Genomic DNA, 23,096 nt, shown 5'->3' with positions numbered 1-23,096 from the left:
TCCCGCGCGTTGGCGTAGTTGGGAACAACAAACTCTCGCCACCGCCAATGACGTTCTTGGTTGAGCCAGACGTTAGACTTTAACTCAGGCGACGAGGCAAGCGCTGCTTGCTTCGGCCATGATTGGAGAGGGCGAAATATGTTGTGGTGCAGCAATCAATAGAGGTGAACGATGTCCCTGAAGCGTATTCGAATGTGCATTCTGGAAAACGGCCTAACGCCCGACGACCTGATCGATCAATTCGGGTCTTATCCGATGATGATTGAAAAATGGCTATCGCCTTTTCTTCCGGAGGCGACGTTTACCTACCTGTCTCCAGTGTCGGGAGACCGACTGCCTTCGCCCTCGGAATTTGATGGCTACATCCTGTCCTGCTCCAAATACAGCACTTACGAACGCAGTCCCTGGATGATCGGCTTGATCGCTTTCCTTCAGCAACTGAGGCAGGAGCGCATCCCGGTTTTTGGAATCTGCTTTGGGCACCAAATCATGGCCGATGCTTATGGAGGGCTCAACGCAAAATCCGATAAAGGTTGGGGAGTAGGCTCGCAGCTTTACGGATACGACGCTCATGCCTTGCCAGCGTCCAATGCGGCCTATGTGTTCCACCAGGATCAAGTCACGGAAATCCCGCCCGAAGCGACGCGCGTAGGGGGCTCGGCCCACTGTGAGAATGGTGCTTTTGCTTATTCGTTCCCCGCCATCTCAGTCCAGTATCACCCGGAGTTCACCGCCGAGTTCACCAAAGCCCTCGCTGAGAAATTCCGAGGGGCATTGCTGCCTGATCAGATAGCTGCCAACGCGTTGGATTCAGTAAACCAACTGCCAGTCGACGCAACGCCAATAGCCAAATGGACGGCAAGCTTTTTTAAAAAGCACATTAACGGCTGATTCCACAAAGCAAAGGGGGATTTATTTTTCTATTTTTTTTGCGAGTTTGAGCTAGACCTAAGCCGGTTATTCGTAGTCCACGGGTGCATCCATGTCGGATGGGGGGCCGGGTCTCTTGATATGTCCCATCGGGTCGTGATCGTATGATCTGCACGATGAGCCCGACACAGGAGAGAAGGCGGATGTCATCAATAAAAAATCCAACAGCCATTGTCGCTGCTGACGCTGCGCAGCGGACCAAGCCGAGTAACTACCCTGAGCCATTCGCATCGCTTATGTCAGGCAGAACCAAACGTCCGCTTGGCGATGTGTTTGGCATACAGAATTTTGGCGTGAACCTAACGCGCCTGCCGCCTGGCGCCATCTCCGCACTGCATCATTGTCACTCTCGGCAGGACGAATTCATCTATGTGCTCGAGGGCGAGCCCACCTTATTGACCGATGCCGGCGAAACGCAGCTGCGTCCCGGTATGGTGGCTGGTTTTGCAGCGGGTACGACCCCGCACCATCTGCAGAACCGCACTGAACGTGACTGCGTGATTCTGGAGGTGGGCGACCGCTCGCCAGAAGACGCGGTGAGTTATCCCAATGATGATATTGAAGCGGCTCTCCAGATAGACGGGAAGTGGCAGTTCATTCACAAGGATGGCAGCCCTTACTAGGTCATATTCCCGCTAACACCTTCGCCAAAAACGGTGCCGTCCGACTCGCTTTCACCTTGGCTACGGCCTCCGGTGCACCGCAAGCCACTAGCTGGCCGCCCTGGTCTCCTGCGCCGGGGCCGATGTCCATGACCCAGTCGCTTTGCGCGACGACACGCATTTCGTGCTCGACAACGATGACGGTGTGGCCCGCATCGACCAGGCTGTTGAGTTGTTTGAGTAAGCGATCGACGTCGCAGGGGTGCAGGCCAGTGGTGGGTTCATCGAGAACGTAGAGGGTGGCGCCGCGTTGGATGCGTTGCAATTCGGTCGCCAGTTTGATCCGTTGCGCCTCGCCGCCCGAGAGTTCGGTCGCCGGCTGGCCTAACCGCAGGTAGCCAAGGCCGATGTCGCGCAGCACGAGCAGTGAGCGAAGCACGCTGGGTTGTTGGGCAAATACCGTAACGGCCTCTTCCACGGTGAGTTGCAGTACTTGGGCGATATTCAGGTCCTGCCAGGTGACCGCCAGTGTCTCCTGGTTGTAACGCGCGCCGTGGCAGGTCGGGCAGGGTGCGTAGACGCTGGGCATGAACAGCAATTCGACACTGACGAAGCCTTCGCCTTCGCACGTCGGACAACGACCTTTGGCGACGTTGAAGGAGAACTGGCCGGCGTCGTAGTGTTTTTCGCGAGCCTCGGGGGTGGCCGCGAACAGCTTGCGGACGCTATCGAACAGCCCGGTGTAGGTCGCCAGGTTTGAACGGGGAGTGCGGCCGATGGGTTTTTGGTCGACCTGCACCAGTCGCCGAATGGACTCCACGCCCGCAGTGACCTGACCAGTGCTGGCTTGCGGAGCATCATCTTCAAGACTCGGCTCCTCCTGCTCGGCACCGGTAGCAGCACGCCCTAAGTGCGTCCCGACCAACTCCAGCAACGCTTGGCTGACCAGGCTTGACTTACCCGAGCCGGAAATCCCCGTGACGGCCGTGAAGCAGCCCAAGGGAAATTGGGCCGAAAGATTGTTCAGGTTATTGCGCGTGATGCCCTCGAGGCGAAGCCAGCTCTTCGCTTCGCGCCTGGCTTGGTGATGGGGAGCCTGTTCGGCAAATAGATGCGGGCGGGTCTGGGATGCTTCGACCTGTGCAAGCCCGGCAGGCGGTCCGCTGTACAACACGCGGCCACCCTGTTCGCCAGCCGCGGGCCCGACATCAATCAGCCAGTCGGCGCGGCGCATGGTTTCCAAATCGTGCTCAACCACAAACAATGAGTTGCCGGCCGCTTTCAACCGCTGCAAGGCGCCGAACAGCGCTTCGCCGTCAGCCGGATGCAAACCGGCGGAGGGTTCGTCCAGCACATAGATGACGCCGAACAGCTGAGAGCCGAGCTGTGTCGCCAAGCGCAGACGCTGCAATTCCCCGGATGAAAGCGTCGGCGTGCTGCGCTCCAGGGCCAGATAGCCAAGACCCAGGTCGGTCAGGGTACTGACTCTCGCCAGCAGGTCTTGGGCGATGCGCTGTGCCGCCAGGCGTTTTTCCACGGACAGGTTGGGTGTGTGCCTGACGTCAGGCACAGCGTTATGCGCCGAACCGCCATGAGCGACACGTTGTTTGCGTGCGTCTTGCATCTGGCTTTTGCTCAGCACAGCTTTGTCGTCGTTATTGTCATTGTCGTCGCTATCGGCAAAGGCATTGGCCGCAACCGGACGTAACACGTCGGCCAGCCGCAGCAGCGGCATTTGCGCCAACTCCCCGATGTCGAAACCGGCGAATGTCACCGACAGCGCTTCACGTTTGAGGCGTTTGCCTGAGCATAAGGGGCACTGACTGCCGAGCATGAATTGCGCGACGCGCTTTTTCATCAGGGCACTTTGCGAGTGGGCGAAGGTGTGCAGGACATAGCGTCGAGCGCCGGTAAAGGTGCCTTGATAACTCGGTTCGAGTTTGCGCTTGAGGGCCTGTCGGGTTTCTTGCGGCGACAGCCCGGCATAAACCGGTGCGGTGGGTTGCTCGTCGGTGAACAGAATCCAGTCGCGCTGCTTTTTCGGCAGATCGCGCCAAGGGGTGTCGACGTCATAGCCCAGGGTCACCAGAATGTCGCGCAGATTCTGCCCTTGCCAGGCGGTGGGCCAGGCGGCCACGGCGCGCTGGCGAATAGTCAGCGTATCGTCCGGGACCATCGATTGTTCGGTCACCTCATAGACCCGACCCAAGCCATGGCATTGCGAGCAGGCGCCTTGGGGAGTGTTGGGCGAAAAGTCTTCGGCGTACAGCATCGGCTGCCCGGCTGGATAGCTGCCGGCACGCGAATAGAGCATTCGTATCAGGCTCGACAGGGTGGTGACACTGCCCACCGAGGAGCGGGTACTCGGTGTACCGCGTTGCTGTTGCAGAGCGACAGCCGGGGGCAGGCCTTCGATGGAGTCCACATCGGGTACGCCCACCTGATCGATCAGGCGCCGCGCATACGGCGCCACCGATTCGAAATAACGCCGCTGTGCCTCGGCGTACAACGTGGAGAACGCCAGCGAGGATTTGCCTGAGCCGGACACTCCGGTAAACACCACCAGCGCATCGCGGGGAATATCGACATCCACGTTCTGCAGGTTGTGTTCTCGGGCGCCACGCACCTTGACGAAGCCTGAGCTGTTCACCACTGAGAGGGCTTCGTTGTCAGGCATGTTGCGCTGAGAGGTCATGATCGAGCCTTCTGAAAATGTGTCAGGTACTGAAAATGCGGATGAATCTATGACGTTACGTGGGGAAAGCCAACCACCCATAGCCACGTGTTACGTCCCTGGCGCTATTTCAACCAAGCCCATTGCACTCGCGTCGGTCCTTCAATCACTGATTACTGACAACGTTCACGGTCTTTTCGGCCAGGGTTTGCAGAAAGTTCGCCAGGGCGACTTCTTCCAGACGAAGCCCCTTGCGTTGACGGGTTCGGGGCAGCCGGGCCAGTTCCCCCAGCAGAAAGCCTTCCAGCACAGCCGGATGGATGTAGCAGCGCCGGCAGACCGCCGGGGTGTTGCCCAGTTGGCGGGCGACCTCCTTGACCATCTTCACAATGTGATTTTTTGCATCGGCTTCAGGTTCCCACTGCAGTTTGCGCAGAATGCTCAGCGCCAGCGCGCTGCCGGCCCAGGTTCGATAATCCTTGGCAGTGAAATCGGCACCGGTGAGGCTGTTCAAATAGGCGTTGATATCCGATGAACTGACGGTGTGGCGTTCACCGTTGTCATCGAGGTACTGAAACAGGTTTTGTCCGGGCAGCTCCATGCAGCGTTTGATAATACGCGCCAGACGCCGATCCCTGATGCTGACCTGGTGCTCGACACCACTCTTGCCGCGAAACTGGAACAGGATCGCGCTGCCGTTGATTTCCACGTGTTTATTGCGAAAGGTAGTCAAGCCGTAAGACCGATTGTCCCGGGCATATTGGCTGTTGCCGATGCGGATCAGCGTCGCATCGAGCAGGGAAATGACGGTTGCCATCACCTTGTCGCGGCCCATGCCGGGCGCTGCCAATTGCACCTCCAACTGCTTGCGGACCTTGGGCAACGCCAGGCCGAATTCGATCATGCGTGAATATTTGTTCTCGTCGCGAATCTCGCGCCAGCGGGGGTGATAGCGGTATTGCTTGCGGCCGCGAGCATCGCGCCCCGTCGCTTGCAGATGGCCGCGCCGGTCAGCGCAGATCCACACCTCGGTGTAGGCCGGCGGGATCACCAGCGCATTGATGCGACTGATCTCTGCCTGATCGCGGATGCGTTGGCCATCGGTATCGAAATAGACGAATTTGCCCCGAAGAGTCTTTCGACTGAACCCGGCCTGAGTGTCGTCGACGTAATGCAGGTCCGACGGCAGTTGCGCGATGACGGTGGAGTCGGGCATGACAGGTGACCCTTCGAGCTGGTATCACCATTGACCGCTGGAATGCGCAGTCGTGCCAAACGTGACACGAGGGCCTAGGCCAACACCGCCACCGCCTTGATCTGCGCCCACAGATGCTGGCCCCGAAATAGGTGCAGCTGATCGCGCGAGTAACGGGTAATGCGCGCCAGCAGCGGTGTGCCGGCTGCATCGAGGCGTACCAGAACGTGCGCGGCATTGTCGGCGCCGATTTCATCGGTGACGGTCACCGGCAAGCGATTGAGGATGCTGCTTTGCCCGTCGGGTTGCAGGTTCAGGCTTACATCTCTTGCCTGCACCTTGAAACGCAAGGTTTTGCCCATCTCCATGGGCGAATGCGCGACGCGGACTTTCAAATCGCTGCCAGGCAGATGCAACGTCAACAACTGGTAATTGGCGTCGTAAGCACTGACGATGCCTTCGATCACCACGCCGGCGTCGTCGCCGCTGGCCATTGGCAAGTCGAGCCGCGCTAGGGTCTCTCCGATGGGACCGCTCGCCAAGGCCTTACCCTCGCTTAACAGCACAATATGGTCGGCCAGACGTGCGACTTCATCCTGGGAGTGGCTGACGTAGAGCATTGGAATGTCCAGCTCATCGTGCAGACGTTCCAGGTACGGCAGGATTTCGCTTTTGCGTTTGGCGTCCAGCGCCGCCAGAGGCTCGTCGAGCAACAGCAGGCGTGGGCTGGTCAGCAGGGCGCGAGCGATGCCGACGCGTTGCCGTTCGCCACCAGAAAGCTTGTCCGGGCGACGATCGAGCAGATGATCGATGCCCAGCAATTCAGTGGCTTGATCCAGTTGCACCTTGCGCTGATTGCTCGCAATGCGCCGCAAACCGAACTCCAGGTTGCCCCGTACCGACAGATGCGGAAAGAGGCTGGCCTCCTGGAACACGTAACCCACTGCACGTTTATGCGGGGCGAGGAAAATGCCCCGGCTGCTGTCCTGCCAAACGTCGCCATTGATCTGGATAAAACCCTGAGGAGCCTTCTCCAGCCCGGCGATACAACGCAGGCAGGTGGTTTTGCCAGAGCCGGAGTGTCCATACAGCGCCGTGACGCCACGTCCCGGCAATGCCAGGTCGACGTCCACGGCAAAGCTGGGGTAGGCCACTTGCAAGCGCACCTGAATCTGTGGGAACTGCGAGGTCATTGGCTCAACTCCAGCCCGCTTTGGTTTTGCCGCGGGTGTACAGCGCCAGCAGAACCAGGAAAGAAAACACCAACATGGCCCCGGCCAGCCAATGCGCTTGCAGGTATTCCATGGACTCGACGTGGTCGTAGATCTGCACGGAAACCACGCGGGTTTTTCCCGGGATGTTGCCGCCAATCATCAACACCACGCCAAACTCGCCCACGGTATGGGCAAAGCCGAGGATGGCGCCTGTGATAAAACCAGGTTTGGCCAGCGGCACCACCACGCTGAAGAAGGTGTCCCATGGATTGGCGCGCAGGGTCGCCGCGACCTCCAGCGGCCGCGTGCCGATGGCGGCGAACGCATTCTGCAGCGGCTGCACGACAAAGGGCATCGAGTAGATCACTGAGCCGATCACCAGACCGGGGAAGCTGAAAGTCAGCGTTCCAAGGCCGAGATTCTGGGTGAGCTGCCCGACAAAGCCGTTAGGCCCCATGGTCAGCAGCAGGTAGAAACCGATCACCGTTGGCGGTAGCACCAGAGGCAGGGCCACCACGGCACCCACCGGGCCCTTGAGCCACGAGCGGGTGCGTGCCAGCCATAACGCGATGGGCGTGCCGATCAGCAGCAGGATGACCGTGGTCAAGGACGCGAGTTCCAGCGTCAGCCAGATGGCCGCCAGATCGTCGCTGCTTAGCGGCATTTAAAGCTCATAACCGAAAGACTTGATCACGGCGGCCGCTTTTGGCCCTTTCAGGTAGGCCATCAGCGCCTTGGCGGCAGCATTGTCCTTGCCTTTGTTGAGGATGACCGCATCTTGCTTGATCGGGCCATGTAGGTTGGCCGGCACGATCCACGCCGAACCGCTGGTGACCTTGCCGTCTTTATAGATCTGCGACAGGGCAACGAAGCCCAGTTCAGCATTGCCGGTGGAGACGAACTGATACGCCTGGGTAATGTTTTGGCCGGTGACGATTTTTTCTTTGGTCGCTTCAGTCAGCTTGAGCTTTTCCAGCACCTGGGTCGCTGCCAGGCCGTAAGGTGCAGCTTTTGGATCGGCAATGGACAGATGTTGATAGTGGTTGTCCTTGAGCACTTTGCCGTCAGCGTCGACGTAACCTTCTTTGGCCGACCACAGGGCCAAGGTGCCCACGGCGTAGGTGAAGCGCGAGCCTGGGACGGCGTCACCTTCCTTTTCCAGCTTGGCCGGGGTGCTGTCATCGGCGGCGAGGAGTACGTCGAATGGCGCGCCATTTTTAATCTGGGTATAGAACTGGCCCGTGGCACCGTAAGCTGCGACCAGCTTATGCCCGGTGTCCTTTTCGAAGTCTTTGGCAATTGCCAGGATCGGCGCGGTGAAGTTGGCGGCAACGGCGACCTGTACTTCATCGGCGAACGCCGCGCTCATGGTCAGCGTGGCAATCACGACAGCCAGGGATTTGAGAGTGACGCGAAGTGGACCCGTTTGCATAAAGGCTTCCATAGTTTCGGGGGAGAGGTCATGAGGGGTGGCCAATTGGATACAGGCCAGGCGCTATATACCGGAATATATAGCGGCTCATCACCCCGGGGAAGCGGCGCCCTCAAGAAAAGTGCGTGAAAGCGTTATGCCGGCGCCTCAATTGTTCAACAGAAAGCCTTCGATGTTTCAGTGTCTGGACAATTTTTCCAGTGCTTGGGCGGCAAGCTGTCGAGTCAGAACACCGGCAGATAATTCATGCCCCAGTCCGACGGCCTGACCGGCCCAGAGGCTCATGAAGTCGCCGCTGCCCTGCGGTTCGGACTTGGCACGCAAGGGAATCAACGCGCCGCCAGCCAGTGGGAAAGCCGGAGCAGCATCACTGATTGGTCCCAGTTCACGCATGACCCGGTTGACGATGCCCCGTGCTGGCCTACCGCTGAAGATGTTGGTCAGCGCGGTCTGGCTGTCCTTGGCGCTTCGCAAAGCACGGTAGTAGGGCGCAGTCACCTTGGCTTCGGGGCAGAAGAGGTAGGCCGTACCCAGTTGGACTGCCGACGCCCCCAACGCGAAGGCCGCGACAATCCCGCGAGCATCGCCAATCCCCCCCGCGGCAATCACCGGTACGCTGACGGCATCCACCACCTGCGGTACCAACGCCATGGTACCGACCTGGGTGTAGAGATTCTCACTGAGGAACATCCCGCGATGGCCGCCAGCTTCATTGCCCATGGCGATGATCGCGTCACACCCGTGTTGCTCCAGCCAGACGGCCTCGTCAACGGTGGTGGCGGATGAAATGATCTTGGCACCCGTGGCTTTGACCCGATCCAGCAACGCTTGCTCCGGCAACCCGAAATGGAAGCTGACGACTTCGGGTTTCAGCTCTTCGACCAGATTGCAGGTGGCGTTATCGAACGGCGCGCGCGCAGACACCGGCGTTGGCGCCGCAAAATCAGCCCCCAACTCGGTGTAATAGTCCTTGAGTGTGTTTTTCCAGCGGGCTTCCCGCGCTGGGTCCGCTGCGGGTGGCTGATGGCAAAAGAAATTCAGGTTCAGTGGCGCGTGACTGTTTTGGCGAATCAAGGCCACTTCTTCGCGGATCTGGTCCAGGCTCAGCATTGCACAGGGCAAGGACGCCAGCCCGCCCGCATTGGCGACGGCAATGGCCATCGCCGAGCCACTCGATCCGGCCATGGGCGCTTGCAGGATGGGCAGTTCCACACCGAACAAATCAAGGATGCGAGTGTCAGGCCAAGTGGTCATTTGTCTTCTCCGTGCTGGGGTGGGGGCAGGCGTCTATTTGACGGGCATAGCAAAAATCCCGCAAGGGCGGGATTCTGGTGCAACGCAGTTTATGAAAAAGCTCCGTCACCTTCTGGCAGCGGAGCTTGATGGTTTTCAGGCAATCGCGTCGCCCAGCACCTCAACGATGCGCTGGGCAATGTAGTCCGCGTGGGTTTCCAAAGCAAAGTGCCCGGTGTCGAGCATTTCCACCACGGCGTTGGTGTTGTCGCGTGCGTAAGCCTCCGCGCCAGGCGGAATGAAGAACGGGTCATGCTTGCCCCAAATGACCAGCGCCGGAACTTGAGTCTGTTTGAAAAACGCCTGGAACGCCGGATAGAGCTTGAGGTTGTTGGCGTAGTCGAGGAACAGATCCAGTTGGATTTCATCGTTGCCCGGACGCTGCATCAGCAACACGTCAAGGGTGTAGGACTCAGGCGCAATCAATTCGGGATGGGGGATGCCATGCACGTACTGGTAGCGCACGCCCTCCAGGTTGAGTACGGCATCACGGATGACTTCGCGATTGGCAGGAGTCGGGTCCTGCCAATAGTTGCGGATCGGCTCCCAGGCATCTCCAAGACCTTCCAGATAAGCGTTGCCGTTCTGCGAGATCAGTGCCGTGACCCGTTCCGGGTGAGCGACTGCCAGACGCAAACCCACCGGCGCGCCGTAGTCGAACACATACAGTGCATAGCGGTTCAAACCCAGTGTTTCGACAAAGCTGCCGAGCGTTTTTGCCAGATTATCGAAGGTGTACTGGTAGTCACGTTCGGCCGGCACTTCGGTAAAACCAAAGCCAGGCAGGTCAGGAGCGATGACGCGGTAGCGGGTGGCCAATTGAGGGATCAGATCCCGATACATGTGCGAAGAACTCGGGAACCCATGAAGCAGCAGAATGACCGGAGCGTCCGGCTCACCGGCTTCGCGGTAGAAGACGTTCACACCGTCGGCGTCGACATGTTGATAGCGGACGGTGGTCGTGGCGTGAGCGGGGTAAGTCGTCATGGCAGTGCTCCTGAGTAACCTGATAGGTTGTGTTTTAGTGGTTAGCGCAAAATCAATTTCTGCCAATTGTTGTAACCTGTAAATTATTATTTTAGGGGTTACATATTTTGATCCCGGCGAGACTTGACCAGAAGTCGTATTGACTTAAAAGACGATCGGTCTAATATTCAGTCCATGACGATACTTTCTGCAAAACCACGCCGGCCAGGCCGACCACCCAAAGTCGATCGGGAAAATTTCGAAACCCGCGAAGCGCTGATTCGTTGTGGCACCGAGGTGCTGACCGAGCAGGGCTTCATGGCGACCGGGATTGACGGCATCCTCAAGCGTGTCGGCGTGCCCAAGGGCTCGTTCTATCACTACTTCGAGAGCAAGGAGGCGTTTGGCCGGGCCGTACTCGACAACTACGCCACCTTCTTTGCCCGCAAGCTGGATCGCTGGCTATTGGATGAATCGATGTCGCCACTGGAGCGTTTGGCCGGTTTCGCCCAGGACGCCAAAACCGGCATGGCCCGGTACGGTTACCGGCGCGGTTGTATGGTCGGCAACATGGGCCAGGAAGTCAGTGTTTTGCCGGAAGGGTTTCGGGAGATTCTTGAAGGCATTTTTCTGGATTGGCAGGGTCGACTGACGCTGTGTCTGAAGGCTGCCCAAGCCGCCAGCGAACTTTCTGCTGATGCCGATTGTGCAGAGTTGGCAGCGTTTTTCTGGATTGGCTGGGAGGGCGCGGTACTGCGCGCGCGGCTGGTTCAAAGTGATATTCCGTTGAATACCTTCATTGCCGGTTTTCTTCGCGGTTTGCCGCAATGATTTTTTGATTCATTTCTAGACGATCGGTCTATATCGGAGGCAACCATGTTCAAGGGCATTTTGATCGAGAAAGACGACGCTGGTTATCGGGCGAACCTGACCGAAATCAGCGAAGAACAACTGCCTCCGGGCGACGTCACGGTACGCGTGTCCTACAGCACGCTGAATTACAAGGATGGCCTGGCAATCACTGGCGCCGGGCCGGTGGTGCGCAAGTTTCCGATGGTGCCGGGCATCGACCTGGTCGGGACGGTGGAGCAGAGCAGCAATGCCGAGTTCAAAGTCGGCGATCAGGTGCTGCTTAACGGCTGGGGTGTGGGCGAAGGGCATTGGGGTGGTCTGGCAGAAAAAACCCGACTGGAAGGCAAATGGTTGATCCCGTTACCCAAGGCATTCACCCCGGCGCAGGCCATGGCCATTGGCACAGCTGGGTATACCGCGATGCTGGCTGTCATCGCGCTGGAAGAACACGGTTTACGTCCGGACAAGGGCGATGTGTTGGTGACGGGCGCCAATGGCGGCGTCGGCAGTTTCGCCATCGCTATTCTGGCGAAACTGGGTTATCGGGTCGTGGCCTCCACCGGACGCGTTGCCGAAAGCGCTTACCTTGAGCAGTTGGGTGCCGCCGAAATCATTGACCGCGCCACGTTGTCCGAGCCGGGTCGACCATTGACCAAAGAGCGCTGGGCTGCGGCCATCGATTCAGTAGGCAGTCACACCTTGGCCAACGTCTGCGCCGGCATGCGTTATCGCGGCACCGTAGCCGCTTGCGGTTTGGCCCAAGGCATGGAGTTTCCAGGGTCAGTGGCGCCGTTCATTCTGCGAGGCGTCACGCTGGCGGGCATCGACAGCGTCACCCGCCCACGGGCTGACCGGATACAAGCCTGGGAGCGTCTGGCGACAGACCTGGACCTATCCGTATTGTCGCTGATCAGCCGGGAAATCGGTCTCGGTGAAGTCGTCGACATCGCGCAGCAACTGATTGCCGGTAAAGTCCGGGGCCGAGTAGTGGTCGACGTCAATCGTTGAGTTGACCGTCTAATAGGTAACTGTTCAAGTGGGTTTACAGGGGTTACGATGGCCGGATCTACTCAAGGAGCTGCCATGACCACCGTCACCCCTCAAGCATTGCCGGATGAGCCCGTCCTCCTGGGCGATGACCCGGTGCTGGACATGCTCAACACCAAAGCCAATATCGACGGTGTGTCGGTCGAGTTCTGGCAAAGCGACGACAGCGTAGCGCGCTGGCTGGTGCGCACAGGATGGTTTGAGGCCGGACAGATTCCAGTGTTTGCCGACGGCACCTTATTGGCTGCCGCCCTCGAACTGCGGGAAATCATTCGTGAGTTGCTGGAGCAGCGAAAAGCGGGGGTGCAGGGTAACCCGGCAGCGCTGAATGCTTATTTGCGCAAAGCGGTGAGTCATCCGCAACTGGTCTGGAGCGCGCCGACAGAGCTGCGCCTGGAGCGCTTACGCAAACAGCAGACTGCTGAGCAGTTTCTCGCGCGGCTGGCTGAAGGTGCTGCCACGTTGTTGGTCAGCGGCGATTTTTCGCTGATTCGCACCTGCGAGCATCCAGAGTGCGTGTTGTGGTTCTACGACCGCACCAAGTCGCACAAGCGCCGTTGGTGCAGCATGGCGCAGTGCGGCAACCGGAATAAAGTCGCCGAGTTTCGCAAACGCAAATTGCAGGCCTGAGCCGGTCGACTCAAGAGCGCGGGGTGAACATCCGGCTGTCGTAAGAGAAGTCGGTCACATCAAGTATTTTGATCTGGCTGGCGGCAGCATGCTCTGGGTTGAGCATGATGTTGCGTTCAACGGTCAGCACCGACGAAGGCAGGATCAAGCCCAATTGCCGGCCTTTCTCAAGCCAGTTGGTACCGAAGTCCATGCTTGGGGTGTCGGCGGGTTTCGCATCCCAGCCATAAGGCAATTGCGCCATTGACGGTTCCCAATACAACGCGGGGTCATCCGGCAGGCTCAATTGAACGAGTTTGAGTGGGAAACGGGGAACTTCCGTCGCATGGATGAAGGTTTCCAATGCGCAGATGGCCGGTGTCATGCCGAAGTACAGCGCACGATGCTCCCTATGATTCCAGCGTCCGCCGAACAGTGCCGCACCCTGGCCTGACAAGTCAGTGGCGAATCGCGCCTTGGCGATTCTCCACACCTGCATTAAACGACCCCGCCATATTCCATGGCCGCCAAAACGCGGCGGACCTGTTTGGCACCGATTTCGGTTTCGCACAGATGAATGGGGGTTTGATCCCCCAGCGCAGCGTTGACAGTCACCATCCAGCGGCTGGCTTTTTCAGGTGACTCGAAGACGTCGACCGCTTGCGTGGCGATCATGGCGACTCGATCCAGTCGCTCGGAGGCCACGGAGTCAAGCGGTTGTTGTTGCTTTTGCCGGCGTTCGAGGGTCGAGATCGAGGCATTGAACAGTGCCTCTAGCCGGTCATTGCTGAGCTTGAACGCTTCGCGCGTGGCCCGAATCCAGTGTGGCGGAAAACCGCTCTCGATGCGGCTGAGACGCTCGCCTTCGGAGCGTCCGCGCACCTCATTGGCAATGAGCCAAAAGGAGGGTGTCGATTCGTTGAGGGGTAAATACCGTGTGGCCACAGCTTCCATGACTTTAGCTTCCTTGACTTTAACATCGTCGGTTTTCAGATCCGTGCCCGCCGGGGCGACTTTTTTCACGCGTTTGCCTGGATTGTCGGCATCATCTTTTGGGCTGATGGTTGACATGAAGGTCACCAAGTCATCTTTTGATATTAAATGTTTGTCAAAAGATGCTACTCCAAATGAACAAAGCTTCAAGTCGTAAGTTGTTACCGTCCATTGCGCCAGGGTGCGCTCTCAATAAATGGCAGACCCTAAGAATTTGCCTCACGCTCAAGCAATTGTCGTTTGCGTTCAACCCCCCAGCGATAACCCGAAAGATGGCCGTCGCTGCGCACTACCCGATGACAGGGGATCGCGACCGCCAGCCAGTTGGCCCCGCAAGCCTGAGCCACCGCGCGAAAGGAGGTCGGCGCACCAATGCGTTTGGCAATCTCGGCATAGCTGGCGGTGCTGCCCACTGGAATGTCCCGCAGGGCTCTCCATACCCGCTCCTGAAACGCTGTGCCGCGCAGATCCAGTGGCAAATCAAGGCCGATGGCTGGCATCTCGATAAAACCAACGACCTTGGCGATCAGTTGCTCGAACTCAGCATCGCCGCCAATCAAGTTGGCGTTAGCGAACTTATCCTGCAGGTCATGCACCAGCGCGTTCGGATCATCCCCCAACAGAATGGCGCAAACACCACGCGTGCTTTGCGCCACCAGAATCGAGCCCAGCGAGCATTCACCGACCGCGAAGTGAATATCGGTATTCACGCCACCTGCTCGGTAGTCGCTGGGTTTCATACCCAGCAGCGTGTCCGACGCCTCGTAAAAACGGCTATTGGAGTTGAAGCCTGCCCCGTAGAGCGCATCGGTGATTGAGCCCGCGTGGGTCAACTGCTCGCGCATTTTCCGCGCACGATGGGCCCGCGCGTAGGCGTTGGGCGTCAGGCCAGTGATCGCCTTGAATACCCGGTGAAAATGATAGGCACTCAAACCGGCGTCATCTGCTAGTTGGTTGAGGCTGGGAAGGCTGTCCGCCAGTTCGATCCGCCGACAGGTCTGCGCCACCAGCGCTGCGTGCTGTGCGGCGACGCTGCTCTGATCCGCCGCGGTGCGTTTGCTCGGGCGATAACCGGCAGCCTCGGCGTCAGCGGCATTGGCGAAAAACTCCACATTCTCCGGGCGTGGCAAGCGCGACGGACTGCTGGCCCGGCAGTACACCCCGGTGGTTTTCACCGCGTAAACGAACTGGCTGTCGGCTGTCGCATCTCGCGCCAGCACCGCGGCCCAACGCGGATCGTTTTCCGTGACCTGCCTGTGCTGTTGTGATGTACGTCGATTGGCCGTGCTCATGTGTGTGTACCCATCGTGAAGTCGATTGCTGACAAGGTTATCGCGCACGTCGGCGGGTAGCACCCCGAGGCTTGCGGTCAAATTCGCCAATGCTCGCTCAGCGCCCAGGCACTCGCCACAGGTACCAGGCCGCCACGCTGCGATAAGGGCTCCAGTCTTGTCCAATCTCAATCATCTGCTTGCGCGTGGGCTGCAGTTCCAGCCCCTTGAGACGACGATAACCTTCACGCACGCCAAAGTCGTCCGCTGGCAGGATATCGCCTCGCTCCAGCGTATAAATCAGCAACATTTCTACGGTCCAGCGGCCAACACCACGCAGCGAGGTCAAGCGTTCGATCAGTGCTTCATCGCTCATGTGCAAGGCGCTGGCGTAATCAGGCACCACACCGTTGAGGCAGGCCTGGGCGATACCGCGCAGGGTGGCGACCTTGTTGGCGGAAAAACCACAACCGCGTAACGCGTCGACTTCCAGCCCCAGGAGTTGCTCGGCGCTCGGGAATGGCTGTTCATGAGCCAGTGCAATCAACCGCCCAAGGATCGCATCCCCGGCGCGTGCGTGCAGTTGCTGGTAGGCGATGGCGCGCACCAGTGCTTCGTAGGGGTTGCGGGTCGGTTTGGGTTCAAGCCGACACGGGCCGACGAGGCTGATATGCCGCGCCCAGTCGTCGTCCACGGCAGACAGAAACTCAACGGCTTCGCGGTACAGGCGTTCGCGGTGATCCGCAGCGGACATACGTCCCTCCAGTAAAAACGCCGAAATCTACAGGGTGGCGACAGGCGCAACACCCCGAAACTTGCGGTCGAATTCCCGGCTTATGGCCGTCAAGCGATGGGCATTGGCGGCAACGTGCCCAATAACGATACCGCCGCAACGGCCGCCATGCCGAACAGGCATTCGACCGCCACGCTGGTACGCAGGACCTTGAGTCGGCCACCGTTGCCATTGAGCAGCAGTCGATTGAGCAGGGCCAACAGCAGCATGCACAGCACCAGGCAGACCTTGATCAGCAGAATCAGACCAAACCCGGAAAACGCAGGTTCAGGCCATACGGCACCACTCAATACCCGGACATTGATCAGGCCGGTGATCACGATCGCAGCCACCAGACCGTAACCGATGCCGCTAAAACGCAGGAGCAGGTGATGAGCGTTGCCAACAGACGGCGGCACCAGCAGCAATGACAGCAACAACAGCCCTCCGAGCCACGCGCCGATGCAGCACAGGTGGATCAACTGATTGAGAATCATCAGTTCGCCGCTGAGGCCGTCGAACATCGCGCCGTGGCCGACTGGTGCCAGCGTCGCCAGCAGCAACGTGGCAAGCGCCAGCCGCAGGTTGGGTGACGATAAGCGTTGGGAGACGAGGCCCACCAATAGCAGCCCGTTCAGGAGCAGATGCGCACTCCAGACCTGGCCAAAAAATGTATTGCCCAGCACCAGCGTGAGGGTTTGCGGATCAAGGCCGTCCTGCCAACTGCCGGCCATGATACCCGCGGTCAACACGAGCCAGAGCAGGCCGCTGGCGAGTGCCAATGGCACCAGCGAGCGCAGTACCCACGTGAGCTTCTTATCCAGCGGCGCTGCTTCTGCGTCGATCAGCAAGGGCCTGAATAACCAGGTCCGAAACAGGCAGGTCCCGAACAGCAACAGCACCGCCGCAAAGTGCACGAAGCGGCACAGGATCAGTGCGCTCTGCATGGCGTTACGGGCTTACCTTGAAGGTGTACGCGCCATCGCTTTTGTGGGTATCGACCGAGACTGCATGCCATTCGACTTTGTATTGGCCGGCAGCGAGTGGGGCGAACGAGGTCAAGGCTTTCTTGAAACGCTGGGCAGACATTCGAAATACCTTTTTCAGGGGAGGCGTTAAGCGACGCCCGCTAATAGACCAGAAACCCGCGACTGACTCCAGTCCGGAGACGCGAGCCAGGCATTCAAGAGCTGCGGCTAACGGTCACGGCCGATGGCGTCAGGTCGATAGCCGAGCCCGGATCAACTGCGCCATCGTTCCCAATTCATCGGGCGGGTTATGCCCGATCAGCATGAACGCATGGGTCGAATCGGACCAGAACACCACATTCATGCCCAACCGCTCCTCGCTGGCTGGCATTGTTTCGCCGCCGCTGGAATGGGTGATACACAGCGCCAGCGGGCCGTGGGTCGGATCGAGATAGATAATCTCTGCGATAGGCACGCCGTCGTATTCCAGGATCTGCGCGCGTTTGAAATCAGAACGAGGCAACGCTACCAATGACGAATCCAGGGATAAACCGAGTCTGGCGTTCACTGCCGCCAGCTGTGCGCTCTGTGAGGCGGGATCGTTTGTCAGATTGTCCAGCGTCTGCGGGGTATACAGCGCCATGTACTCGGCCACCAGCGCGCGCCAGCCGTGGGTCGAGGTCGGCGTGCGCCAGTCGAGAAACAGTCGGTCAGCGATCACGCCGGCAATCATGAAACCGGCTGCTGCTGCGATAAAACTGCGACGACTCAATGGCCGGCGTTGAGGGGAAGCCGGAGAGGGCAACGCCTCCAGCATCGCCTGCAGTTTTTGTGTCGGTGCCTGATCGAGCACGCGGTCAAACGCGCTCTGGAAAGGCAAATCGCTACGGCACAGGTAATCAAAGCGTTCAGCAACGGCCTCGTCTGTGTGGATCGCGGCTTCGATACGGGTTCGTTCGTCGGCGTCCAGCCGTCCATCGAGGTAGGCGACCAACATCTCATTGGACGGCGCGTGCTGCCGGTTATGGTCATTCATCGCCTGTCTCCTGTCGATGCGCTGGATGCGGCGCGGGGTAGGGCGGTCTCGGCCAGTTTCAGGCGCGCGGCGGCCAGACGACTCATGACCGTACCGATAGGTACGTTGAGAATGTCGGCCACTTCGCGATAGGAAAGTCCTTCGACATACGCCAGAAATACCGTCTCGCGCTGGGCTTCAGGCAGGGCGTTGACGCACTTGATGACTTGACCGGCAAGCACATGGTTTTGCGCTTGATGCTCGCCGTCGAACGACAAGGTGCTTTCGGCATCGACGAAGCCCTGACCCTGACGCACGCGCTGAGAGCGAACTTCGTTGAGCCAGATCGAATGCATGATCGACAGCAGCCAGCGATCGAGACGGGTGCCCGGCACGAATTGCCCGGCACGCTCCAGCGCCCGGACACAAGTTGCCTGCACCAGGTCATCGGCTATATGTCCCTGACGGGAAAGCACCAGACCATAACGCCACAAGCGCGCGAGGTGCTGGCCAAGCCCGGTCCTGATGTCGATATCGCTCGCTATGGCAGCCTCCGAAATGACCGGGGCAGTGATGGCCCGGATTGAACCGGGCCAGGAATGCCCGCTACCGGTCACGTCCGTGAGGAATGATCGATCGCGTGGGCCAAATCACGATATTCCTCGCAGGTCGTGCTGCACAGCGTTTTGATCGTTGCCAGCTGTTCCCGGGCGAGGTCGAGCTGTCCCTTGATGACATAGGCTTCGCCCAGGTATTCGCGTACTTGTGCGTAGTTGGGGTCCAGCGCCACGGACTTCAGGTAATAGCTGATGCCTTCGTCGGTGCGCCCCAACTTGCGTGTGGCATAACCGCGATAGTTGAGGGCCTTGGCGGTATTCGGCTCCTTGAGTGTGTCGAGCAGTGCCAGCGCCTCGTCATAGCGACCGGCCTTGGCCAGGCGGTAAGCGTAGTCAGTACGGTCGGCGTCGGGCGTCAGGCTGCTTTGCTGGCTGACACAGCCCTTGGTTTTTTTGTCAAAGACCTGGCCTTTGGGGCAGTTCGGTTTGGTCGGCGCGCCGCCGCCGCCGCCCGAAGCCAGTGCCTGACCGCTCAACAATGCGGCCGCCAGACAACCGGCAAGAAACCATACTGAATGATGGCGAACAGGGTTTGTGGCGTTGCGGATATTCATCAGCGTTGCTCCTGAGAAAGAGGCACGGGAAAAAGGCAGTGGCAATCAGATAACACCTGTGAGGGTGAACTTATTCATTGGACGTGGAGTTTTTTCGTCCGGCCATAACGTTGGATCAGTCACGCCATTGTGTTGCGCCCCGGGAGTTTCGCAAACGAACATCGATTCCACGACTATAATTTTTTCGCCAGGGCCAGAGCGGTCCATCAGTCCTTTGCACACTCCTTTGCATGGCAGTGAGGTAGATCTATGAACATCGGGATTCTCGGAGCTGCGACCGTTGGTGAAACGCTGGCCGCGGCATTCATTCAAGCCGGGCATGAGGTGTTGCTCAGTAACCGTCGTGGCCCTGGGAGCCTGACGGCACTGATCCGCAAGCTGGGGCCCAAGGCGAAGGCGGGCACGTTGGATCAGGCCGCCGCTTGTCCGCTCGTCGTACTGGCGATTCCCTGGATCAAAGTGGCTGAAGTATTACCGGTGTTGCCGAAGTGGGAAGGACGCATCCTGATCGATGTCACCAATACCTTTCTCAACTACTTCCCGGACTTTAGAATCGCCGACCTGGGAGAGGACAGCGGCAGCGAAATCGTCGCCCGTCTCGCGCCCGACGCCAAGGTGATCAAGGCGTTCAATACCTTGCCCATCGGTGGTTTTTTCACGGGGGTGCCCGACGGTTACAAGCGCGTGGCGTTCCTGGCCGGTGACGATGCTGGAGCCAAGGCATTGGTCACCGAGTTGATCAAAGCCATAGGGCTGGCCCCCATGGATCTCGGTGCGCTTGGCAAAGGCGGTCGACTGATGCAACTGGGTGGGATCTTCAGCGGTACCGAATTATTGAAGGCCAATGATCGATAGTCTCGATAAAATTGTCTTTTTCTTCAATTGGTTAGCAGCTGACGTTGTGGTGTAGAGTGGCTTTTTTAAATCACTCGAGGACAGGTTGTCCATGTCGCTGCGCGAGGTTCAGAATCCGTTGGCGCTTTATCTGGCGCGGCTGGCGCCGTCGAGCCAGTTGACGATGAAATACGTGCTGCAGGACGCCGCGGATCGTCTGGGTTTCGTCGAGATGGATATCCACGAGGTGCCTTGGCATCAACTGCAGCCTGGCCATGTCATCGCGCTGGTCGCAACGCTTCGCGAAGACGGTTACGCGCCCAACACCTCGTCGCTGTACGTCAATGCCATACGCGGCGTGACCAATGAAGCCTGGCGGCAAAGCCTGATCAGTCACGAGCAGTTGCTGAAGATGCGCTCGGTCAAGCCGATTGCCGGGACGCGGCTGCTCAAGGGTAAAAACATTCGACGAACGCTGATTCGCGAGCTGATGGACGTCTGTGCCGCAGACCCTCGGCCTCAAGGGCGACGCGATGCGGCGATCATCGCGATCCTGTATGGGTCCGGGATGCGCAAGTCCGAGTCGGTGAACCTCGACCTGGCGCAGATCGATTTCGCCGAGCGCAGCTTGCAGGTCACGGGCAAAGGCAACAAACAACTGATCAAATATGCGCCAGCGTGGGTTTTTACCGTGCTCAAGGACTGGTTGGAACTGCGCCGTTCCTGCTTGCCCGAAGGCCATGATGACGATGCCTTCCTGTTCAATCGCATCCGCCGGGGCAGCCATATCACCCGCGAGCGAATCACCAAACATGCGATCTACTTTATCGCCAAGCAGCGCGGTCGGCAGATCGGCATGGACATCATGCCCCATGACTTTCGTCGTTCATTCATCACGCGGGTGATCGAAGAGCACGATTTGTCCATTGCGCAAAAACTCGCACACCACAGCAACATCTCCACGACCGCAAGCTATGACATGCGCGACGACAATGAGCGGCGTCGGGCGATTGACCGGTTTGATCTCTGACAGCCGTGCCGCCCAAGCACCCCTCGATAAATAAATTTCGCGTGCAGTGAAAATCCCTATTGAGCGAGTGTTCAGTTTCGCTTATGTTGGCTTCTCCGAATCTCGCCGCAGTTTCGTGGCGGCCGCTTTTATTCATCATGAGAGGCTCCGGCATGCGCTTTTCCCCTTTCGTTGAACGAATTTCCGGACATGGCGTTGCCGCCTGGGATATTCACCATGCTGCCTTCGACGCGCAGCGTGATGGCGAGGATGTGATCATTCTGAGCGTCGGCGACCCGGACTTTCCGACGCCTGAGTTCATTACTGATGCGGCAGTCGAAGCATTAAGGGCTGGTGACACCCATTACACCGATATCGCCGGTCGACCTTCGTTGCGTCAAGCCATTGCCGCGCGGTACGCCGCCCGTTTGGGTCGGCCAGTGCAGGCCGAGAATGTGATCACCATGGCCGGTGCGCAGAACGCTCTGTTCGTAACCTCGCTGTGTCTGTTGCAGGCGGGCGATGAAGTGATCGTGCTGGACCCGATGTACGTGACCTACGAAGCGACGCTCAAAGCATCGGGCGCCACCCTGGTGCGCGTGAGCTGTGAGGCCGATGGCGGGTTTCGTCCGGATATCGAGCGTTTGGCAGCGGCCATTACACCGCGCACCCGCGCCATCTTTCTGTCCAACCCGAACAATCCCACCGGCGTGATGCTCAACGCCCAAGAGCTGCAGGCGATTGCCGACCTGGCGATTGCTCACGACCTTTGGGTGGTGGTGGACGAGGTCTATGAAAGCCTCTGCTACGAGCACGAACATGTCAGCCTGGCGAGCTTGCCGGGCATGGAAAGTCGCTGCGTGATCATTGGCAGCCTGTCCAAATCCCACGCCATGACAGGGTGGCGCATCGGCTGGATCATCGCTGAACCGGCGCTGGTCGGCCACGCGGAAACCCTGTTGTTGAGCATGTTGTATGGCTTGCCCGGTTTCGTCATGGAAGCGGCCCTTGCCGCGGTGTTGGCCCACGACGAAGTGACCGAGGGCATGCGCGAAATCTATCGGCGTCGGCGGGATCTGGTGGTGGATGGCTTGAGCGATTGCCCAGGCATAAACGTACTCAAACCCGAGGCCGGCATGTTCGTGCTGGTCGATGTACGGGCCACCGGCCTCAGCTCGCTGGATTTTGCCTGGCGTCTGTTTCGCGAGGCCAAGGTGTCGGTGCTCGACGCGGCGGCGTTCGGCGAGCCGGCCCAGGGCTTTGTCAGGCTGTCGTTCACCCTCGGCGAAGAACGTCTGGCCGAGGCCTGCCTGCGGATCAAGGATTTCGTCCGGAAATTGCGCGGAGAAACGCCACGTCCTGCCCCCTTGGCTGCAGTCGCAGGTCCGATCAAGGTCGAAGCGCGGGCCATGAAGAACATGATCGAGGTCGAAGGGGTGCATAAGTGCTTCGGCGACGTGAAGGTGCTCAAGGGCGTATCCCTGACAGCACGCGAAGGCGATGTGATTTCGTTGATTGGCGCCAGCGGTTCGGGCAAGAGCACGCTGTTGCGCTGCATCAATATGCTGGAGGTGCCTGATCAGGGGCGAGTATGTGTCGATGGCGAGTGCATCGATCTGGGCCGCGACCGTCATGATCAACCCAACGTCGTCGATGCCAAGCAGCTGATACGGATTCGATCGAGCCTGGGCATGGTCTTTCAGAACTTCAACTTGTGGCCGCACCGCACAGTCCTGGAAAACCTTATCGAAGCGCCGATCCAGGTGCTGCGCGAAAGCCGCGCCGAGGCGATTGAACGCGCCGAAGCCTTGCTCGATCGGGTCGGCCTCGCCGGGAAGCGCCACGAATACCCGGCCTTTTTATCCGGCGGCCAGCAGCAGCGGGTAGCGATTGCCCGGGCATTGGCCATGCGCCCCAAAGTCATGCTGTTCGATGAACCAACCTCGGCGCTGGACCCCGAGCTGGTCGGCGAAGTGCTCAAGGTCATCCGGTCGCTGGCCGAAGAAGGTCGCACGATGATTCTGGTCACCCATGAAATGGCCTTCGCGCGCGATGTGTCTTCACAGGTGGCATTCCTTCACCAGGGGTTGATCGAGGAAACCGGCAGCCCCAACGATGTATTCGTTCATCCGGACAGCGAGCGCTGCCGGCAGTTCGTCAACGCGCAATACACCCGTTAATACACGCCTCGATACAAATGGGTCACGACGACCACGGGTCTTTCAAAAACAACAACAAAAAACGATGAC

At 59.1% G+C, this 23,096-nt stretch carries 24 protein-coding genes; 8 read left to right on the top strand and 16 right to left on the bottom strand.

Features of this window, described 5'->3' with window-relative positions; translation table 11 throughout:
• Positions 1 to 171 precede the first annotated feature (171 nt).
• Both AC1MEE_RS11435 and AC1MEE_RS11430 read left to right on the top strand, forming a co-directional pair.
• Positions 172 to 891, top strand: coding sequence for a type 1 glutamine amidotransferase (locus tag AC1MEE_RS11435; protein ID WP_480415443.1), 720 nt, complete (start codon positions 172 to 174; stop codon positions 889 to 891).
• A 182-nt stretch (positions 892 to 1,073) separates the two neighbouring features.
• Positions 1,074 to 1,553, top strand: a complete 480-nt coding sequence (locus tag AC1MEE_RS11430; protein WP_480415442.1) for a cupin domain-containing protein — start codon at positions 1,074 to 1,076, stop codon at positions 1,551 to 1,553.
• A 1-nt stretch (position 1,554) separates the two neighbouring features.
• On the opposite strand, the gene AC1MEE_RS11425 is transcribed toward AC1MEE_RS11430, so the two are convergent.
• From AC1MEE_RS11425 to AC1MEE_RS11395, 7 genes are all read right to left on the bottom strand, one after another.
• The gene (locus AC1MEE_RS11425; protein ID WP_480415441.1) at positions 1,555 to 4,227 is read right to left on the bottom strand and encodes an excinuclease ABC subunit UvrA; all 2,673 of its coding nucleotides are present in this window, start codon (positions 4,225 to 4,227) and stop codon (positions 1,555 to 1,557) included.
• A 145-nt stretch (positions 4,228 to 4,372) separates the two neighbouring features.
• Positions 4,373 to 5,422 (bottom strand): DNA topoisomerase IB, encoded by a 1,050-nt coding sequence (locus tag AC1MEE_RS11420; RefSeq protein WP_480415439.1) that lies wholly within the window; start codon positions 5,420 to 5,422, stop codon positions 4,373 to 4,375.
• Positions 5,423 to 5,496: 74 nt separating this feature from the next.
• Positions 5,497 to 6,594 (bottom strand): molybdenum ABC transporter ATP-binding protein, encoded by a 1,098-nt coding sequence (gene modC, locus AC1MEE_RS11415; protein WP_480415437.1) that lies wholly within the window; start codon positions 6,592 to 6,594, stop codon positions 5,497 to 5,499.
• A gap of 4 nt (positions 6,595 to 6,598) precedes the next feature.
• Positions 6,599 to 7,279 (bottom strand): molybdate ABC transporter permease subunit, encoded by a 681-nt coding sequence (gene modB, locus AC1MEE_RS11410; protein ID WP_480415435.1) that lies wholly within the window; start codon positions 7,277 to 7,279, stop codon positions 6,599 to 6,601.
• A complete protein-coding gene (gene modA / locus AC1MEE_RS11405; protein WP_480416209.1) occupies positions 7,280 to 7,984 on the bottom strand; it encodes a molybdate ABC transporter substrate-binding protein in 705 nt (234 codons plus the stop codon).
• Positions 7,985 to 8,224: 240 nt separating this feature from the next.
• Positions 8,225 to 9,301, bottom strand: a complete 1,077-nt coding sequence (locus tag AC1MEE_RS11400; protein WP_480415434.1) for an NAD(P)H-dependent flavin oxidoreductase — start codon at positions 9,299 to 9,301, stop codon at positions 8,225 to 8,227.
• Positions 9,302 to 9,436: 135 nt separating this feature from the next.
• Positions 9,437 to 10,327, bottom strand: a complete 891-nt coding sequence (locus tag AC1MEE_RS11395; RefSeq protein ID WP_480415433.1) for an alpha/beta fold hydrolase — start codon at positions 10,325 to 10,327, stop codon at positions 9,437 to 9,439.
• Positions 10,328 to 10,501: 174 nt separating this feature from the next.
• On the opposite strand from AC1MEE_RS11395, the gene acuR reads away from it, so the two are divergent.
• The 3 genes from acuR (at position 10,502) to AC1MEE_RS11380 (ending at position 12,835) form a co-directional block, all read left to right on the top strand.
• Positions 10,502 to 11,137 carry an acrylate utilization transcriptional regulator AcuR gene (gene acuR, locus AC1MEE_RS11390; protein ID WP_480415432.1) on the top strand — a complete coding sequence of 212 codons (636 nt, stop codon included), beginning with the start codon at positions 10,502 to 10,504 and terminating at the stop codon, positions 11,135 to 11,137.
• Between the two features lie 45 nt (positions 11,138 to 11,182).
• Positions 11,183 to 12,166, top strand: coding sequence for an acrylyl-CoA reductase (NADPH) (gene acuI / locus AC1MEE_RS11385; protein WP_480415431.1), 984 nt, complete (start codon positions 11,183 to 11,185; stop codon positions 12,164 to 12,166).
• A gap of 75 nt (positions 12,167 to 12,241) precedes the next feature.
• Positions 12,242 to 12,835, top strand: a complete 594-nt coding sequence (locus AC1MEE_RS11380) for a CGNR zinc finger domain-containing protein (RefSeq protein ID WP_480415429.1) — start codon at positions 12,242 to 12,244, stop codon at positions 12,833 to 12,835.
• Positions 12,836 to 12,845: 10 nt separating this feature from the next.
• Here the strand turns inward: AC1MEE_RS11380 and AC1MEE_RS11375 are convergent, their stop codons facing one another.
• The 9 genes from AC1MEE_RS11375 to AC1MEE_RS11335 all read right to left on the bottom strand — a co-directional run bounded on the left by AC1MEE_RS11375 (position 12,846) and on the right by AC1MEE_RS11335 (position 19,004).
• Positions 12,846 to 13,313 (bottom strand): RES family NAD+ phosphorylase, encoded by a 468-nt coding sequence (locus tag AC1MEE_RS11375; protein WP_480415427.1) that lies wholly within the window; start codon positions 13,311 to 13,313, stop codon positions 12,846 to 12,848.
• On the bottom strand, positions 13,313 to 13,768 hold the full coding sequence (gene parS / locus AC1MEE_RS11370) for a type II RES/Xre toxin-antitoxin system antitoxin (RefSeq protein ID WP_480416208.1): 456 nt from the start codon (positions 13,766 to 13,768) through the stop codon (positions 13,313 to 13,315). The genes AC1MEE_RS11375 and parS overlap by 1 nt, the downstream gene beginning before the upstream one ends.
• 245 nt (positions 13,769 to 14,013) lie before the next feature.
• Positions 14,014 to 15,099 carry a bifunctional DNA-binding transcriptional regulator/O6-methylguanine-DNA methyltransferase Ada gene (gene ada, locus AC1MEE_RS11365; protein ID WP_480415426.1) on the bottom strand — a complete coding sequence of 362 codons (1,086 nt, stop codon included), beginning with the start codon at positions 15,097 to 15,099 and terminating at the stop codon, positions 14,014 to 14,016.
• A gap of 97 nt (positions 15,100 to 15,196) precedes the next feature.
• On the bottom strand, positions 15,197 to 15,832 hold the full coding sequence (locus AC1MEE_RS11360) for a DNA-3-methyladenine glycosylase family protein (RefSeq protein WP_480415425.1): 636 nt from the start codon (positions 15,830 to 15,832) through the stop codon (positions 15,197 to 15,199).
• Positions 15,833 to 15,921: 89 nt separating this feature from the next.
• Positions 15,922 to 16,797, bottom strand: a complete 876-nt coding sequence (copD, locus tag AC1MEE_RS11355) for a copper homeostasis membrane protein CopD (RefSeq protein ID WP_480415424.1) — start codon at positions 16,795 to 16,797, stop codon at positions 15,922 to 15,924.
• Between the two features lie 4 nt (positions 16,798 to 16,801).
• The gene (locus tag AC1MEE_RS11350; RefSeq protein WP_480415423.1) at positions 16,802 to 16,939 is read right to left on the bottom strand and encodes a copper resistance protein CopC; all 138 of its coding nucleotides are present in this window, start codon (positions 16,937 to 16,939) and stop codon (positions 16,802 to 16,804) included.
• Between the two features lie 129 nt (positions 16,940 to 17,068).
• A complete protein-coding gene (locus AC1MEE_RS11345; protein ID WP_480415422.1) occupies positions 17,069 to 17,854 on the bottom strand; it encodes an anti-sigma factor family protein in 786 nt (261 codons plus the stop codon).
• On the bottom strand, positions 17,851 to 18,378 hold the full coding sequence (locus AC1MEE_RS11340) for an RNA polymerase sigma factor (RefSeq protein WP_480416207.1): 528 nt from the start codon (positions 18,376 to 18,378) through the stop codon (positions 17,851 to 17,853). Before AC1MEE_RS11340 ends, AC1MEE_RS11345 begins: the two co-directional genes overlap by 4 nt.
• 68 nt (positions 18,379 to 18,446) lie before the next feature.
• Entirely contained in the window at positions 18,447 to 19,004 is a 558-nt protein-coding gene (locus tag AC1MEE_RS11335) for a tetratricopeptide repeat protein (RefSeq protein WP_480415420.1), read from the bottom strand.
• Positions 19,005 to 19,253: 249 nt separating this feature from the next.
• On the opposite strand from AC1MEE_RS11335, the gene AC1MEE_RS11330 reads away from it, so the two are divergent.
• The 3 genes from AC1MEE_RS11330 to AC1MEE_RS11320 all read left to right on the top strand — a co-directional run bounded on the left by AC1MEE_RS11330 (position 19,254) and on the right by AC1MEE_RS11320 (position 23,027).
• Positions 19,254 to 19,859, top strand: coding sequence for an NADPH-dependent F420 reductase (locus AC1MEE_RS11330; RefSeq protein ID WP_480415419.1), 606 nt, complete (start codon positions 19,254 to 19,256; stop codon positions 19,857 to 19,859).
• Positions 19,860 to 19,950: 91 nt separating this feature from the next.
• Positions 19,951 to 20,868 carry a site-specific integrase gene (locus AC1MEE_RS11325; RefSeq protein ID WP_480415417.1) on the top strand — a complete coding sequence of 306 codons (918 nt, stop codon included), beginning with the start codon at positions 19,951 to 19,953 and terminating at the stop codon, positions 20,866 to 20,868.
• Positions 20,869 to 21,020: 152 nt separating this feature from the next.
• Positions 21,021 to 23,027 carry an aminotransferase class I/II-fold pyridoxal phosphate-dependent enzyme gene (locus tag AC1MEE_RS11320; protein WP_480415416.1) on the top strand — a complete coding sequence of 669 codons (2,007 nt, stop codon included), beginning with the start codon at positions 21,021 to 21,023 and terminating at the stop codon, positions 23,025 to 23,027.
• Positions 23,028 to 23,096 lie beyond the last annotated feature (69 nt).

This window comes from Pseudomonas sp. ASL3 (genome assembly GCF_056680425.1).
Note: the sequence above shows the minus strand (reverse complement) of the source record. Positions and strands in the feature narration are given on the sequence as shown.

Bases quoted from the DNA above. Each gene is read 5' to 3' on its own strand.
- AC1MEE_RS11435 (WP_480415443.1), top strand. From the start codon at position 172: ATGTCCCTGAAGCGTATTCGAATGTGCATTCTGGAAAACGGCCTAACG.
- AC1MEE_RS11430 (WP_480415442.1), top strand. From the start codon at position 1,074: ATGTCATCAATAAAAAATCCAACAGCCATTGTCGCTGCTGACGCTGCG.
- AC1MEE_RS11425 (WP_480415441.1), bottom strand. From the start codon at position 4,227: ATGACCTCTCAGCGCAACATGCCTGACAACGAAGCCCTCTCAGTGGTG.
- AC1MEE_RS11420 (WP_480415439.1), bottom strand. From the start codon at position 5,422: ATGCCCGACTCCACCGTCATCGCGCAACTGCCGTCGGACCTGCATTAC.
- modC (WP_480415437.1), bottom strand. From the start codon at position 6,594: ATGACCTCGCAGTTCCCACAGATTCAGGTGCGCTTGCAAGTGGCCTAC.
- modB (WP_480415435.1), bottom strand. From the start codon at position 7,279: ATGCCGCTAAGCAGCGACGATCTGGCGGCCATCTGGCTGACGCTGGAA.
- modA (WP_480416209.1), bottom strand. From the start codon at position 7,984: ATGAGCGCGGCGTTCGCCGATGAAGTACAGGTCGCCGTTGCCGCCAAC.
- AC1MEE_RS11400 (WP_480415434.1), bottom strand. From the start codon at position 9,301: ATGACCACTTGGCCTGACACTCGCATCCTTGATTTGTTCGGTGTGGAA.
- AC1MEE_RS11395 (WP_480415433.1), bottom strand. From the start codon at position 10,327: ATGACGACTTACCCCGCTCACGCCACGACCACCGTCCGCTATCAACAT.
- acuR (WP_480415432.1), top strand. From the start codon at position 10,502: ATGACGATACTTTCTGCAAAACCACGCCGGCCAGGCCGACCACCCAAA.
- acuI (WP_480415431.1), top strand. From the start codon at position 11,183: ATGTTCAAGGGCATTTTGATCGAGAAAGACGACGCTGGTTATCGGGCG.
- AC1MEE_RS11380 (WP_480415429.1), top strand. From the start codon at position 12,242: ATGACCACCGTCACCCCTCAAGCATTGCCGGATGAGCCCGTCCTCCTG.
- AC1MEE_RS11375 (WP_480415427.1), bottom strand. From the start codon at position 13,313: ATGCAGGTGTGGAGAATCGCCAAGGCGCGATTCGCCACTGACTTGTCA.
- parS (WP_480416208.1), bottom strand. From the start codon at position 13,768: ATGGAAGCTGTGGCCACACGGTATTTACCCCTCAACGAATCGACACCC.
- ada (WP_480415426.1), bottom strand. From the start codon at position 15,099: ATGAGCACGGCCAATCGACGTACATCACAACAGCACAGGCAGGTCACG.
- AC1MEE_RS11360 (WP_480415425.1), bottom strand. From the start codon at position 15,832: ATGTCCGCTGCGGATCACCGCGAACGCCTGTACCGCGAAGCCGTTGAG.
- copD (WP_480415424.1), bottom strand. From the start codon at position 16,797: ATGCAGAGCGCACTGATCCTGTGCCGCTTCGTGCACTTTGCGGCGGTG.
- AC1MEE_RS11350 (WP_480415423.1), bottom strand. From the start codon at position 16,939: ATGTCTGCCCAGCGTTTCAAGAAAGCCTTGACCTCGTTCGCCCCACTC.
- AC1MEE_RS11345 (WP_480415422.1), bottom strand. From the start codon at position 17,854: ATGAATGACCATAACCGGCAGCACGCGCCGTCCAATGAGATGTTGGTC.
- AC1MEE_RS11335 (WP_480415420.1), bottom strand. From the start codon at position 19,004: ATGAATATCCGCAACGCCACAAACCCTGTTCGCCATCATTCAGTATGG.
- AC1MEE_RS11330 (WP_480415419.1), top strand. From the start codon at position 19,254: ATGAACATCGGGATTCTCGGAGCTGCGACCGTTGGTGAAACGCTGGCC.
- AC1MEE_RS11325 (WP_480415417.1), top strand. From the start codon at position 19,951: ATGTCGCTGCGCGAGGTTCAGAATCCGTTGGCGCTTTATCTGGCGCGG.
- AC1MEE_RS11320 (WP_480415416.1), top strand. From the start codon at position 21,021: ATGCGCTTTTCCCCTTTCGTTGAACGAATTTCCGGACATGGCGTTGCC.